At 68.9% G+C, this 14107-nt stretch carries 12 protein-coding genes; 9 read left to right on the top strand and 3 right to left on the bottom strand.

The window, feature by feature from the left end; translation table 11 throughout:
• Positions 1-53: 53 nt before the first annotated feature.
• Positions 54-1025, bottom strand: coding sequence for a LysR family transcriptional regulator (locus EV667_RS05815; RefSeq protein ID WP_131834317.1), 972 nt, complete (start codon positions 1023-1025; stop codon positions 54-56).
• Positions 1026-1296: 271 nt separating this feature from the next.
• Here EV667_RS05815 and EV667_RS05810 point away from each other — a divergent pair, with 271 nt between their 5' ends.
• The 6 genes from EV667_RS05810 (at position 1297) to folD (ending at position 8256) form a co-directional block, all read left to right on the top strand.
• Positions 1297-2547, top strand: coding sequence for a sarcosine oxidase subunit beta family protein (locus tag EV667_RS05810; protein ID WP_131834316.1), 1251 nt, complete (start codon positions 1297-1299; stop codon positions 2545-2547).
• A complete protein-coding gene (locus EV667_RS05805) occupies positions 2547-2819 on the top strand; it encodes a sarcosine oxidase subunit delta (RefSeq protein WP_131834315.1) in 273 nt (90 codons plus the stop codon). The genes EV667_RS05810 and EV667_RS05805 overlap by 1 nt, the downstream gene beginning before the upstream one ends.
• Entirely contained in the window at positions 2816-5788 is a 2973-nt protein-coding gene (locus EV667_RS05800) for a sarcosine oxidase subunit alpha family protein (RefSeq protein ID WP_131834314.1), read from the top strand. The genes EV667_RS05805 and EV667_RS05800 overlap by 4 nt, the downstream gene beginning before the upstream one ends.
• The gene (locus tag EV667_RS05795; RefSeq protein WP_131834313.1) at positions 5781-6404 is read left to right on the top strand and encodes a sarcosine oxidase subunit gamma; all 624 of its coding nucleotides are present in this window, start codon (positions 5781-5783) and stop codon (positions 6402-6404) included. The genes EV667_RS05800 and EV667_RS05795 overlap by 8 nt, the downstream gene beginning before the upstream one ends.
• 96 nt (positions 6405-6500) lie before the next feature.
• Positions 6501-7370: a formyltetrahydrofolate deformylase gene (purU, locus tag EV667_RS05790; protein WP_131834312.1), complete on the top strand. Its 870-nt coding sequence runs from the start codon at positions 6501-6503 to the stop codon at positions 7368-7370.
• A 10-nt stretch (positions 7371-7380) separates the two neighbouring features.
• Positions 7381-8256, top strand: coding sequence for a bifunctional methylenetetrahydrofolate dehydrogenase/methenyltetrahydrofolate cyclohydrolase FolD (gene folD / locus EV667_RS05785; RefSeq protein WP_131834311.1), 876 nt, complete (start codon positions 7381-7383; stop codon positions 8254-8256).
• Positions 8257-8277: 21 nt separating this feature from the next.
• Here folD and EV667_RS05780 read toward each other — a convergent pair whose 3' ends face one another.
• On the bottom strand, positions 8278-9786 hold the full coding sequence (locus EV667_RS05780) for an FAD-binding oxidoreductase (RefSeq protein WP_131834310.1): 1509 nt from the start codon (positions 9784-9786) through the stop codon (positions 8278-8280).
• Positions 9787-9969: 183 nt separating this feature from the next.
• Positions 9970-11364 carry a Si-specific NAD(P)(+) transhydrogenase gene (gene sthA, locus EV667_RS05775; protein ID WP_131834309.1) on the bottom strand — a complete coding sequence of 465 codons (1395 nt, stop codon included), beginning with the start codon at positions 11362-11364 and terminating at the stop codon, positions 9970-9972.
• A 198-nt stretch (positions 11365-11562) separates the two neighbouring features.
• On the opposite strand from sthA, the gene EV667_RS05770 reads away from it, so the two are divergent.
• From EV667_RS05770 to EV667_RS05760, 3 genes are all read left to right on the top strand, one after another.
• The gene (locus EV667_RS05770; RefSeq protein WP_207907679.1) at positions 11563-12231 is read left to right on the top strand and encodes a helix-turn-helix domain-containing protein; all 669 of its coding nucleotides are present in this window, start codon (positions 11563-11565) and stop codon (positions 12229-12231) included.
• A gap of 263 nt (positions 12232-12494) precedes the next feature.
• Positions 12495-13376 (top strand): class II glutamine amidotransferase, encoded by an 882-nt coding sequence (locus EV667_RS05765; protein WP_131834308.1) that lies wholly within the window; start codon positions 12495-12497, stop codon positions 13374-13376.
• Positions 13373-14101 (top strand): GltB/FmdC/FwdC-like GXGXG domain-containing protein, encoded by a 729-nt coding sequence (locus EV667_RS05760; protein ID WP_131834307.1) that lies wholly within the window; start codon positions 13373-13375, stop codon positions 14099-14101. Before EV667_RS05765 ends, EV667_RS05760 begins: the two co-directional genes overlap by 4 nt.
• The last annotated feature ends 6 nt before the right edge of the window (positions 14102-14107 follow it).

The following is a 14107-nucleotide window of genomic DNA, read 5'->3' as shown; positions in this document are numbered from 1 at the left end:
GGTCCCGGCTCGGCGCTCCGGCTGCGCCTGCGCTTGGCCGGGACACGGGAACCCTACCCCTCCACACCAAACTCCCCCGCCAGCGCCTCCCCCACCAGCGCCGCCACCGCCGGACGCTGCGCTTCCAGCCGTTCGCGGCAGAAGGCGGCGATCTCGCGGGGCAGGCGGCCGAGTTCCTGACGCCGGGCGATCAGGGTGAGGTGCCGGGTGAGGCCCGGGCCGGGCAGCGCGTGGCAGGCGAGACCGTCCAGCGGCAGGCCGGCCTCCAGCAGGCAGAGCGGCGTGGTGACGGCGAAGCCCGCCCCTTCCGCCACGGCACTGGTGACGCCGAAGGGCGTGTCGAATTCCAGCGGGCGCGGCAAGTCGAGCCGCAACCGCCGCAGATGCCGCTCCACTTCCATGCCGGTCTTGGAACGGGCGGAAAAACGCACCAGCGGGACCGTGCGGGCCAGCGTCTCCAGTTCGGCGGCCGACCCCGGCGCGGCAAGCGCTGCCGGCAGCAGCAGCACATAGGGCTCGGTCAGCAGCGGCCAGCGCTCCAGCCCCTCGATCTCGTCGAGATCGTCGGCCCCGACCAGCAGGTCGAGCTGGCGGGTCAGCAGCGCCCCGGCATGGGACGCGGTGAGGCCGGACAGCAGCGACACCTGATCGGCTTTTTCCCCCAGCGCCCGCGCCAGCGGCGCCATCAGCACGCGCGAGAGCGAATCCACCAGCCCCGCCCGCAGCAGCGGCAGGCGGGCATGCTCGGCCTCGCGCAGCAGCGGCGCGATCTGGCGAGCTTCCGAGATGAGCGCGCTCGCCCGCTGCCGCAGCGCGCCGCCGGCGGCGGTGAGGGCGAGCGGACGGGCGCTGCGGTCGAACAGGGTGATGCCCATGCGGCGTTCCAGGTCCGCCACCGCCTGCGAAATCGCCGGCTGCGTCAGCCCCAGCCGGCGGGCCGCCTGCGCCATGGTGCCGGCGTCGCAGACGGCGAGGAAGATCTCCAGCGCCCGCAGATCGAAAGGAAGTGTGTCGGCTGGGGGCATGATCCGTGTCTCTTTCATCCCGCGCGCCGTTATCCTGAGGTGCCCGGCGGTACGCCGGGCCTCGACGGAGGCTCGGGGTGCGCGTGGCGGCCCCTCCTTCGAGGCTCGCTTGGCCTGTCCTCGGGCGTGCCGGAGGCAAGGCCCGTGGCTCGCGCCTCAGGATAACGGCGTTGCCGTTCGCACCCATAACCAAAACTTATATTATCACCGGATCGGCGTTGATCTATAGGTTTTCCCGGTGTCCGGCAGCAAACGTCCTGAGCGAGCCCCCATGCGCTATTCCTTCCTCAGCATTCTCGCCAACGGGCTTTCCGGCCAGAAGGGCTGGACGCCCACCTGGCGCGACGCGGCGCCGAAGCCCGGCTATGACGTGATCATCGTCGGCGGCGGCGGCCATGGCCTGGCGACCGCCTATTACCTCGCCAAGGTGCACGGCATCCGCAATGTGGCGGTGATCGAGAAAAGCGTGATCGGCTCCGGCAATGCCGGGCGCAACACCACCATCATCCGCTCCAACTACCTGCTGCCCGGCAATGAGCCGTTCTACGAATGGTCGATGAAGCTCTGGGAGGGGCTGGAGCAGGAGCTGAACTACAACGCGATGGTGAGCCAGCGCGGCATCCTCAACCTGTTCCACTCCGACGCCCAGCGCGACGCCTATGCACGGCGCGGCAATGCCATGCGCCTTGCCGGCGTGGATTCCAAGCTGATGGACAAGGCTGGCGTGCGGGCGATGTACCCGTTCCTCAACTTCGACAATGCGCGCTTTCCCATCCAGGGCGGCCTGTTGCAGGCCCGCGCCGGCACGGCCCGCCACGACGCCGTCGTGTGGGGCTATGCGCGCGGCGCCGACCGGCTCGGCGTCGACATCGTGCAGAACTGCGAGGTGACGGGGTTTTTGCGCGAGGGCGACGCCATTGTCGGCGTCGAGACCTCGCGCGGCGACATCCGCGCGGGCAAGGTCGCGGTGGCGGTGGCGGGCAGTTCCTCGCGCGTCGCCGCCATGGCCGGGCTGCGCCTGCCGATGGAGAGCCATGTGCTGCAGGCCTTTGTCTCGGAGGGGCTGAAGCCGATGGTGGACGGCGTCATTACCTTCGGCGCCGGGCATTTCTACATCAGCCAGTCCGACAAGGGCGGGCTGGTCTTCGGCGGCGATATCGACGGCTACAATTCCTACGCCCAGCGCGGCAATCTCCCCGTTATCGAGGATGTGTGCGAGGGCGGCATGGCGCTGATGCCGCGTATTGGCCGGCTGCGGCTGCTGCGCCACTGGGGCGGCATCATGGACATGTCGATGGACGGCTCGCCGATCATCGACCGCACGCCGGTGCCGGGGCTCTATCTCAATGCCGGCTGGTGCTATGGCGGGTTCAAGGCGACCCCGGCCTCGGGCTGGTGCTTCGCCCATCTTCTGGCAACGGGCGCACCGCACGACACCGCCGGCGCCTTCCGGCTCGACCGCTTCCGCACCGGCCATCTCATCGACGAAAAGGGAGTCGGCGCCCAGCCGAACCTGCACTGATGCGTATTCCCTGCCCCTATTGCGGCGAACGCGACGCCCATGAGTTCAGCTATCTCGGCGACGCCACGCTGACGCGCCCGGACCCGGCGGCGGCGGACGCGGAACAGGCGTTCCACGATTACGTCTACCTGCGCGACAACCCGGCCGGGGCGCATGAGGAGTGGTGGTACCACGCCAATGGCTGCCGGCAATGGCTGCGCGTCACGCGCGACACACGCACCCACGCGATTTCCGGTGCAGCACCGGCGCGCAAATCGGGAGAGCCCGCATGAGCGCGACGAACCGCAACCGGCTGTCGGCCGGCGGCCTGATCGACCGCAACCAGACGCGCGGCTTCAGCTTCGACGGCACGCGCCACCGTGGCTATGCCGGCGACACGCTGGCCTCGGCGTTGCTGGCCAACGGGGTGCGGCTGGTGGGCCGCTCGTTCAAATATCACCGCCCGCGCGGCATCTTCTCGGCCGGGGCGGAGGAGCCGAACGCGCTGGTTGAGCTGCGCACGGGTGCGCGGCGCGAGCCCAACACCCGCGCCACCGTGACCGAGCTCTATGACGGGCTGGAGGCCACCAGCCAGAACCGCTGGCCCTCGCTCGCCCTCGACGCGCTGAGCCTCAACCGTTTCCTCGCGCCGTTTCTGGGCGCCGGCTTCTACTACAAGACCTTTATGTGGCCCGCCGCCTTCTGGGAGAAGGTGTACGAGCCAATCATCCGCCGCGCTGCCGGCCTCGGCCGGGCCGCGCTGGAGGAAGACCCCGACCACTATGAGAAGGCCACCGCCTTCTGCGACGTGCTGGTGATCGGTGCCGGGCCGGCCGGGCTGATGGCGGCGCTCACGGCGGCGCGCTCCGGCGCCCGGGTGATCCTCGCGGACGAGGACTTTTTGCCCGGCGGCGGGCTCAACGCCGAGGCGGGCGACGTGGACCGCCAGCCCGCGCCAGCCTTCGCCGCCGGCATCGCGGCGGAACTCGCCAGCCTGCCCAATGTGCGGGTGATGACCCGCACCAGCGTGTTCGGCGTCTATGATGGCGGCACCTATGGCGCGCTGGAGCGAGTGAGCGATCATCTCGCCGTCCCCGCCCCGTTCCAGCCGCGCCAGCGGCTCTGGCGCATTGTGGCGCGGCGCGCCGTGCTGGCGGCGGGGGCCACCGAGCGGCCGATCGTGTTCGGCGGCAATGACCGGCCGGGCGTGATGCTGGCCGGGGCGGTCGGCACCTATGTGCAGCGCCACGCCGTGCTGCCGGGCCGGAACATCGCGCTGTTTGCCAATAATGACGGAGCGTGGCGGGACATGCTGGCGGCGCAGGCGGCCGGCGCCCATGTGGAAACCATCGTCGACGTGCGCGCAGAGGTCGCGCCGGAACTGATCGCGGCGGCGCAGGCCAAGGGCATCCGCGTGCTCAAAGGCGCACAGGTGATCGCCACCCATGGCCGCACGCTGCGTTCCCTTGAAGTCGCCACCGCTTCGGGAACCGAGCGGATCGCCGCCGACACGCTGGCGGTTTCCGGCGGCTGGTCGCCTTGCGTGCACCTCACCTGCCACCATGGCGGCAAGCCGGCGTGGAACGAGGATATCGCCGCCTTCGTGCCGGGCACCTGCCCGCCCGGCCTGAGCGTGGCCGGGGCCGCCAAGGGGATTCTCGGCCTCGGCGCCTGCCTGCGGGACGGCGCGGAAACGGGCGCGGAGTCGGCACGGGCGCTGGGCTTCACCGTTCCCGCGCATGAGGTGCCCGAGGTGGCGGACGCGGCTTTCGCCCTCACGCCGTTCTGGCATGTCGAGGGTTCCAAGGGCGCCGCTTTCGTCGACCTGCAGAACGACGTCACCGCCAAGGATGTCGGCATCGCCCACAAGGAGGGCTTCCGCTCGGTCGAGCTGCTCAAGCGCTACACCACGCTGGGCATGGCGACCGACCAGGGGCGCACCTCCAACGTCACCGGCCTCGCCATCATGGCGAGCCTGACGGGGGCCTCGATTCCCGAGACCGGCACCACCATCTTCCGCCCGCCCTATACGCCCGTCTCCATGGGCGCGCTGGCCGGCCACCACCGGGGGAAGGACTTCCGCCCGGTGCGCCTCACCCCGACCCATGAATGGGCGCGCGCCCAGGGCGCGGTATTCATCGAAACCGGGGCGTGGCTGCGGGCGCAGTATTTCCCCCGCGCGGGGGAAAAGGACTGGCTGGAGACAGTGACGCGCGAGGTGACGGCGGTGCGCGCATCCGTCGGGCTGATCGACGTCTCGACCTTCGGCAAGATCGACCTGCAGGGCCGCGATGTCGGCGCCTTCCTCGACCGCGTCTACATCAACGGATTCGCCGCGCTTGCGGTCGGCAAGGCGCGCTACGGCGTGATGCTGCGCGAGGACGGGCTGGTGATGGACGACGGCACCACCGCCCGGCTGTCGCCCGAGCACTATGTGATGACCACCACCACGGCGAATGCCGCCAAGGTCTTCCAGCATCTGGAGTTCTGCCTGCAGGTGCTGTGGCCGGAACTGGACGTGGCCCTGTCCTCTATTTCCGAGCAATGGGCGCAGATCGCCATCGCCGGCCCTCGCGCGCGGGACGTGCTGGCGCGGGTCGCCGATGGCGACGTGTCGAACGCCGCCCTGCCCTTCATGGGCGCCGTCGAGGGCACCGTCATGGACGGGGTGAAGGCGCGGCTGTTCCGGCTCTCCTTCTCGGGCGAACTCGGCTTTGAGATCGCGGTGCCGGCCCGCCATGGCGCCGCGCTGGCGCAGGCGCTGATGCAGGCGGGCGAGACGTTCGGCATCACGCCCTATGGCATCGAGGCACTGGGGGTGATGCGGATCGAAAAGGGCCATGTCTCCGGCAGCGAGCTTTCCGGCCAGACCACGGCGGGCGACCTCGGCTTCGGCCGCATGGCCTCGACCAAGAAGGACTATATCGGCCGCACCATGGCGGCCCGGCCGGGCCTCGCCGACCCCGACCGGCCGGCCTTTGTCGGCTTCAGGCCAGTGGACCTCTCGCGCCGGCTGCGGGCGGGGGCGCATTTCCTGAACCGCGGCGCGGCGCCGGAAACCGCCAATGACCAGGGCTACATGACCTCGGTCGCCTATTCCCCGCATCTGGGCCACTGGATTGGCCTCGGCCTCATCACGCGCGGGCCGGAGCGGCTCGGCGAGCGGGTGCGCGCCTATGACCCGGTGCGCGGCGAGGAAATCGAGGTAGAAATCTGCGCGCCCGGCTTCATCGACCCGGAAGGAGTGCGCCTTCGTGGCTGACCATTCGTCTCACGATCCCCTCGCGGGCCTCCGCTTCGACCGCGTGCCGCCATCCGGCACCTATGGCGCGGACGGGGAACCCGGCGTCACCGTCACCATCCCTGAAACGCCGTTCATCGCGCTGGTCGTTGCCCGCAACGGCTTCGCCGAAAGCGTGACGGGCCGGCTGGGCCGGGCCTTCGGGCTGGAGGTCGCCGACCGGACGGGCGCGGCGATTGGTGCCGCCGCCACCGTGGTCGGCACCGGGCCGGGGCGCTTTCTCGTCTTGTCGAAGACCGAACCGGACCTTGCCGGCACACTGCGCGCGCTGCTGGGCAGCGAGGCGGCGGTGAGCGAACAGGACGACGCCTATGTCACCTTCGACCTCGCGGGCGAAAAGACACCCGACCTCCTCGCCAAGGGCGCGCTGATCGACATCGACCCGCGTGTCTTCCTGCCGGGCGATGCCGCGACCACGGTGATCGCCCATATCGGCGTGACGCTGTGGCGGGTCGACGAGGCGACGTGGCGGCTGCTGGTGGCGCGCAGCCTGGAAGCGAGCTTCACGCGCTTCCTCATTGCCAGTGGGGCGGCGTTCGGCCTGCGGCTGGAGAACGGGACGGCGGGACGAGGTTGACGGCGGCGCGCCGCGCGCTTCCCCCCTCGCCTCAACTCCCCTAGAAGCCAGCCTGCGCGCATCACCAACGCCGCCGGCGTTTGGACGAGACCTGACATGACCGACACTCGCGAACCCTATGTCCTCACCCTTTCCTGCCCCGACCGCCCGGGCATCGTCGCCACAGTGGCCGGCTTCCTGTTCGAACAGGGCGGCAACATTCTTGAAGCTCAGCAGTTCGACGACACGGAGAGCGGGCGCTTCTTCATGCGGGTGATGTTCGACCGCGCCGCCGGCTCCGGATCGCTGGAGGAGCTGACGGGCGCGTTCGCGCCGGTGGCGGCAAATTTCGGGCTCGACTGGCGCATGCGCCCGCGCAACCGCAAGCCGAAGGTGATGCTGCTGGTCTCGAAGTTCGACCATTGCCTCGCCGACCTGCTCTATCGCCGGCGCATCGGCGAGATCCCGATGGAGATCGTCGCCATCGCCGCCAACTACCCGCGCGAGACCTATTCCCATCTCGACTTCGCCGACCTGCCCTTCCACTATTTGCCGATCACCAAGGCGACCAAGATGGAGCAGGAGGCGCAGCTGTGGGAGCTGTTCCAGTCCTCCGGCGCGGAAGTCGCGGTGTTGGCGCGCTACATGCAGGTGCTCTCCGACGGGCTGTCGGCCAAGCTTTCCGGGCGGTGCATCAACATCCACCACTCCTTCCTGCCCGGCTTCAAGGGCGCCAAGCCCTATCACCAAGCGCATGCGCGGGGCGTGAAACTGATCGGCGCCACCGCCCATTACGTCACCTCCGACCTCGACGAGGGCCCGATCATCGAGCAGGATGTCGAGCGCATCAGCCATCAGGATTCCGCCGAGGACCTCGTGCGCAAGGGCCGCGACATCGAGCGGCGCGTGCTCGCCCGGGCGCTCGCCTGGCATCTCGACGACCGGGTGCTGGTGAACGGGCACAAGACCGTCGTGTTCCGCGACTGAGGAGGCCGGCATGGTCGAGACCCGCCTGATCGACGGCAAGGCCTTTGCCGAGGCGATGCGCGCCCGCCTCAAGGGTGAGGTGGCGGCGTTTGTGGCCGAGACCGGCGTGACGCCGGGCCTCGCCGTGGTGCTGGTGGGCGAGGACCCCGCCAGCGCGGTCTATGTCCGCAACAAGGGCAAGCAGACAGCCGAGGCCGGCATGGCCTCGTTCGAGCACAAGCTGCCGGCCGAGACGACGCAGGAGGAGGTGCTGGCGCTGGTGCAGGCGCTGAACGCCGACAACGCCGTGCACGGCATTCTCGTGCAGCTTCCGCTACCCGCTCACATCGACGCGCAGGCGGTGCTCGCCACCATCGACCCGGGCAAGGATGTCGACGGCTTCCATGTGATGAATGCCGGTCGCCTCGCGGTGGGGCTGGACGCGCTGGTGCCCTGCACGCCGCTCGGCTGCGTGATGCTGCTGAAGGACACGCTCGGCTCGCTGGCCGGGCTGGAGGCGGTGGTGGTCGGGCGCTCCAACATTGTCGGCAAGCCGCTGGCGCAGCTTCTGCTGCGTGAGGACTGCACCGTTACCATCGCCCATTCGCGCACCCGCGACCTGCCGGCCGTGTGCCGCCGGGCCGATATCCTCGTCGGCGCGGTGGGCCGGCCGGAAATGATCCGCGGCGACTGGATCAAGCCCGGCGCCACGGTGATCGATGTCGGCATCAACCGGGTGGAGAAGGCGGGCGGGGGCACAAGGCTGGTCGGCGACGTGGCCTTCGGCGAGGCGCAGGGTATCGCCGGCGCCATTACCCCTGTGCCCGGCGGCGTCGGCCCGATGACCATCGCCTGCCTGCTGGCCAACACGCTGACGGCGGCAAGGCGGCAGGCGGGGCGGGCCTGATCCGCCCGCCATCGGCGGGGATCAGATCGCCTGCGGAAAGCTGAACAAGTTGCCGGGGTCGACCAGGGCCTTGATCTCCGTCAGCCGAGGACCATTGGCCCCGTAATAGCGGGTGCGCCAGTCGACGAGCGACGTGTCGGGGAAGTTGATGAAGGCGCCGTGTCCGCCGCCCCGTCCGACGTCGTGGTAAAGCTCGTCCTGCCATTTCTTGGCGGCGCGCACGATATCCGGCCGCACCGTGTCGTCCTCGCTCCAGCTCACCCCGACCACAGCGAGCCACCGGCTGCTGCGATGGACGAAGGCGCTCGCCGCGGGCGCCACCTCGTTGATCCGTCCGCCGGTCTGAAAGAAGAACAGGTCGCCATGGGCTCCCGTGCCGGTCCAGCGCTCAAGACGATGGAAAGCGGCCTCAAGCAGCGGCTCATCCGGCGCGACGTCCAGGAACGCCGAACGCTCGCGGTACCAAGCCGGCGCGCCAGGCTCCACGAGGAAGTCCTGCGCCTCCCAATAGGGCAGCTCGCGGATGTCGGTGAAGTCGGGCGCGACACGATCGAGCACGGGCTTCAAGAGGGCCATCAGCCCCTCCTTGCCGCCGGCGAACTGGCAGAGCAGCGTCACCGGCACCTGCCTCCCCTTGGCGGCAAGCGCGGGCGTTACCCCACCAAAGGCGATGCGCGTGCCGAGCGTCTCCGGAGCGTGGTCGAGGGCGGCGAACAGCGCCCGCGCCACCGTCCGTGTCTTCTCGCGCCAGACCAGACGACACGCCGTCACCTGCGGGTCCGCCGGCACCGTGTCGAAGGTGAAGGAGGTGCTCACGCCGAAATTGCCGCCGCCGCCGCCACGGATGGCCCAGAACAGGTCCGGGTCGGAACCGGGCGACAGCGCGCGCAGGCGCCCGTCGGCGGTGACGATCTCCGAGGCGGCGAGTTGGTCGGAAGCCACGCCGAGGCGGCGCATGTTGAAGCCGATGCCACCGCCGAGCACAAAGCCGGCGACGCCGACGCCGGGGCAACGACCATGGGTCATCATTCGCCCCGCCTGCCGCAGGGAATCATAGATCTGCTGGTTCAGCGCGCCGGCCCCCACCCGGACGCACCCACTGGCCGGCTCATAGTCGATGGCGTTGAGGGGCGACATGTCGATCAGAAGGCCACGGCTGGTGGAGAAGCCGGCATAGGAATGGCCCCCGCCGCGCAGCGCGAAGGGCATTTCGTGGTCCTGGCACCAGTTCAGCACATCGGCGATCATCTGCGGCGTGCGGCACTGCACGATCGCCTCCGGCCGGACATGACGGAAACGCAGATTGTTCGGCAGCGCGTGGGCATCAAACTTCGCATCCGAAGGGCGCAGCACCGCTCCATCGGCGATCCGCGCCAGCGCCTGCCACCGGCCGACCGGAGGGCTGAGGGCTGGTCCCGGCGCGGCCGGCAAAGTGGTCTCCGCGCGCGCCGGCGGGAAACCTGCGAGCGCGGCGGTGGCCGCCGTGCCAACCATGAAGCCGCGCCGGCTCAGGCGTGTCCTGGTATTCATTCCTTCCCCCCCTTGCTCTTGCCACCGCACGCCCCCCACCGGCCCGCATCGGGAAGGCTATCGCAACGGCATCTGCATGGGTCTCATATCGGCGCACGGTTGTGAAGTACCGTCGATACGGCGTCGTTGGGAGCGCGACCTACGCCTTGCGTGCCGGTGCGGCGCTGCGCTACGCAGCCCCCCTCACACCCGCGTCATGCGGTTCCAGGCGTCGAGGCCGGCGATTTTGTAGGCTTCGGCGAGGGTGGGGTAGTTGAACGTGTTTTCGATGAAATAGTCGATCGTGCCCTTAAGGTTCAGCACCGCCTGGCCGATGTGGATCAGCTCGGTGGCGCCCTCGCCGACGATGTGGACGCCGAGCAGGCGGCGGGTCTTGACCGAGAAGATCATCTTCATCATCCCGTTGTTCAGCCCCATGATGTGGCCGCGCGAGGTCTCGCGGAAGCGGGCGATGCCGCATTCGTAGGGGATCTCGCGCTTGCGCACCTCTTCCTCGCTCATGCCGACGGTGGACATTTCCGGCACCGAGTAGATGCCATAGGGGAAGAATTCCGGCGGGGGCGGCGGCTCCAGCCCGAAGGCGTGGCAGGCGGCGACGCGGCCCTGTTCCATCGAGGTGGAGGCGAGGCTCGGGAAGCCGATCACGTCGCCCGCCGCGTAGATATGCGGCACGGAAGTCTGCAGCGTCTTCGGCTCGACGCCGATGCGGCCGCGATGGTCGACGGCGAGCCCGGCGGCCTCCAGGTTGAGCGTGTCGGTGGCGCCTACCCGCCCGGCGGCGAACAGCAGCATATCGGACTGCACGGTGCGCCCATCCGCCAGCTTGCACACCGGCCGCTCGCGGGCGTCCAGCGCGATGGAGGTGACGGCGGCGCCGAAGCGCAGGGCAACATTGCGGTCGCGCAGATCGTGGACGAATTCCTCGATCAGTTCCTTGTCGATGAAGTCGAGAAAGGTCGCGCGCGGCTCGATCAGGGTAACGGAAACGTCCAGTGCGCTGAAGATCGAGGCATATTCGACACCGATGACGCCGGCGCCGATGACCGCGAGGCTGCGCGGCAGCCTGGGCAGGTCGACGATCTCGTCGCTGTCGAACACGCTCATGCCGTTGAATGGCACATAGTCCGGCCGGAACGGGCGGGTGCCGACCGCGATCAGCACATGCGCGCCGGTGACGGTGTCGACCTCGCCGGCCTCGCCGGTGATCTGCAGCGTGTGGGGGTCGAGAAAGCGGGCCTCGCCGCGCGCGGTCTTCACGCCATTGCGGGCGAACTGGTGCTCCAGCACGTCGACCTCATGGTCGAGCGTCTTGTGCAGGCGCGACATCAGGTCCCCCGCGTCGATATCCTGCTTGACCCGGTAGGAACGGCCATAGAAGCCGCGTTCGCGCCAGCCGGAGAGGTTCAGCACGGTTTCGCGCAGGGTTTTCGAGGGGATGGTGCCGGTGTGGACCGAGACGCCGCCGACGCGCCGGCCCTTCTCCACCACCAGCACGGACTTGCCGATCTTGGCCGACTGGACGGCGGCGCGGCGGCCGGAAGGGCCGCTGCCGATGACAATCATGTCGAAATCATACATGGCGCGACGACCGTCCCGTGGCAGCGAGGTAGGGGTACGCCCTTCGAGGCACGATGAATGCCAAGGCTCCATGACAGCGAGAGCGGGTGCATGGCCGTGCGCGCCCGCACCGGGGGCTTTCCGGGGAGGCCTTCCCGGGGGCTTGCTTTTGCCGGCGAACTGCTTCCCATCGGCACAGCAAACAAAAGGGGCAGACTCTTGAGCGATGGACGGCGCAAAGCGGGCGGGACAGCGGCCGAGATTCCGGCCGAGGACCTGACCACCGGCTCGGGGGCGCCGCTGGCGCGCGAGCGCACGCTGGAGCAGGCGCTCGGCCAGCATGTGCGCGGCATACGCCGGGATCTCGACCTCACCGTCTCCGATCTCGCCAGCGCCGCCGGAATCTCGGTGGGCATGCTCTCGAAGATCGAGAACGGGCTGATCTCGCCGTCGCTGGGCACCTTGCAGGCGATTTCCAGCGTGCTCAACGTGCCGATTTCCACCCTCTTCACCAGTTTCGAGGAGAAGCGCGACTGCTCCTTCGTGCCCGCCGGCGGCGGGGTGCGGATCGAGCGGCGCGGCACCAAGGTGGGGCACCTGTACGAGCTGCTCGGCCATGCGGTCGGTGGCGAAGTGGCGGTCGAGCCCTATCTGATCACGCTCAGCGAAGAGGCCGTGCCCTATACCGGCTTCCGCCATGCCGGGGTGGAGTTCATCCACATGATCTCCGGCGAGGTCATGTACCGCCATGGCGAGCGCACCTATCACCTCCGGCCGGGCGATTCGCTGCTGTTCGACAGCGCCGCCACCCATGGGCCGGAAGAACTGCTGGTGCGGCCGATGAGCTATCTCTCCATCATCATTTACCCGCGCGACAGCGAACGCTGATCCCCTCCCGTATACGTCTCCACAGCCGTCATCCCGGACGGCCGCAGGCCGAGCCGGGATCGTTGCCGGATGGAGAGCGATCCCGGCGCTACGCTTCGCTGCGGCCGGGATGACGGTTGACGGGAAAGCCGGATGTGGCGGGTTAATTTTCTTCTCAAGAAAATATTATTCTCGGAATATTGACGCCTGCGCGGGCGGCTCCTAAAAGGTTGGGCAGGGCTTATCGTCCATCCGCCACCCCTTGCCTGCAGGAGTTCTCCGCCATGTGCGGCATTGTCGGCCTGTTCCTGAAGCAGCCGAAGCTGGAGCCGGAACTCGGCGCCATGCTTTCGCAGATGCTCGACATCATGTGCGACCGTGGGCCGGATTCGGCCGGCTTCGCCGTCTATGGCGCCGGCACGCCCGGCTTCGTGAAGCTCACCTTGCGCGGCCCCGCCGGCACCGATTTCACCGCGCTGGGCACGCAGCTCGGCCATCCCGTCATCGCTCGCGGCACCCATGGCGTGCTGAGCGTGCCGGAGGCCGAGGAGGCATCCGTCCGTGCCGCGCTGGCGCGCCTCGCGCCGGATGTGCGCGTTGTCGGCACCGGCGCGCGCATGGAGCTCTACAAGGAGGTCGGCCTGCCCGCCGATGTCGCCAGCCGCTTCAAGCTGGAGACGATGAGCGGCACCCACGCCATCGGCCACACCCGCATGGCGACCGAGAGCGCCGTGACCACGGACGGCGCCCACCCCTTCTCGACCGGCCCGGACCAGTGCCTGGTGCATAATGGTTCGCTGTCCAACCATGCCGGCGTGCGCCGCCTGCTGGCCCGCGAGGGGCTGGAGGTGAAGACCGAGAACGACAGCGAAGTGGCCGCCGCCTATCTCACCTACCGCATGCGCGGGGGCGATACGCTAGGCGAGGCGCTGGAGCATTCGCTGGGCGATCTCGACGGCTTCTACACCTTCGTCGTCGGCACCGAGAGCGGCTTCGGCGTGCTGCGCGACCCGATCGCCTGCAAGCCCGCCGTCATGGCCGAGACCGACGACTACGTGGCTTTCGCTTCCGAATACCGCGCGCTGGCCGGCCTGCCGGGCATCGAGACCGCCCGGGTGTTCGAGCCGGAGCCGGCCAAGGTCTATTTCTGGGATCGTGCAGCATGAACCTGTCGCTGAAACCCTCCGCCTCCGCCGAGGGCGAAACCTTCGTCGATCTCGCCCACACCCCGCTGCGGGAGCTGAACTCCGCCCTGCACAAACTCGCGGCCGACACCAACCAGACGCTGTGGAAAATCGCCAACCCGGCCGGGCGCCACGCCATCGCGGCGGGGCTCGACGTGCCGGTGACAATCGAGATCGACGGGCCGGTCGGCTATTACTGCGCCGGCATGAACAAGCAGGCCTCCGTCATCGTCCACGGCAATGCCGGCGTCGGTGTCGCCGAAAACATGATGAGTGGGCTTATTCATGTGAAGGGCGACGCCAGCCAAGCCGCCGGTGCCACCGCCCATGGCGGGCTGCTGGTCATCGACGGCAACGCCTCGGCCCGCTGCGGCATCTCGATGAAGGGCATCGATATCGTGGTGAAGGGCTCCATCGGCCATATGAGCGCCTTCATGGCGCAGGCCGGCACGCTCACCGTGCTGGGCGATGCGGGCGAGGCGCTGGGCGACAGCCTGTATGAAGCGAAGCTCTTCGTGCGCGGCTCGGTCGCCAGCTTAGGGGCCGACTGCATCGAGAAGGAGATGCGCGAGGAGCATCGCGCGCTGCTGGCCTCCAAGCTGGAAGCTGCCGGCATTCTCGGCGAGGTCGATATCTCGGAGTTCCGCCGCTACGGCTCGGCTCGCACGCTCTACCATTTCCACGTCGACAACGTGTCGAGCTATTGAGGGCGC

This window comes from Ancylobacter aquaticus, assembly GCF_004339465.1.
Lineage (GTDB): Bacteria > Pseudomonadota > Alphaproteobacteria > Rhizobiales > Xanthobacteraceae > Ancylobacter > Ancylobacter aquaticus.
Note: the sequence above shows the minus strand (reverse complement) of the source record. Positions and strands in the feature narration are given on the sequence as shown.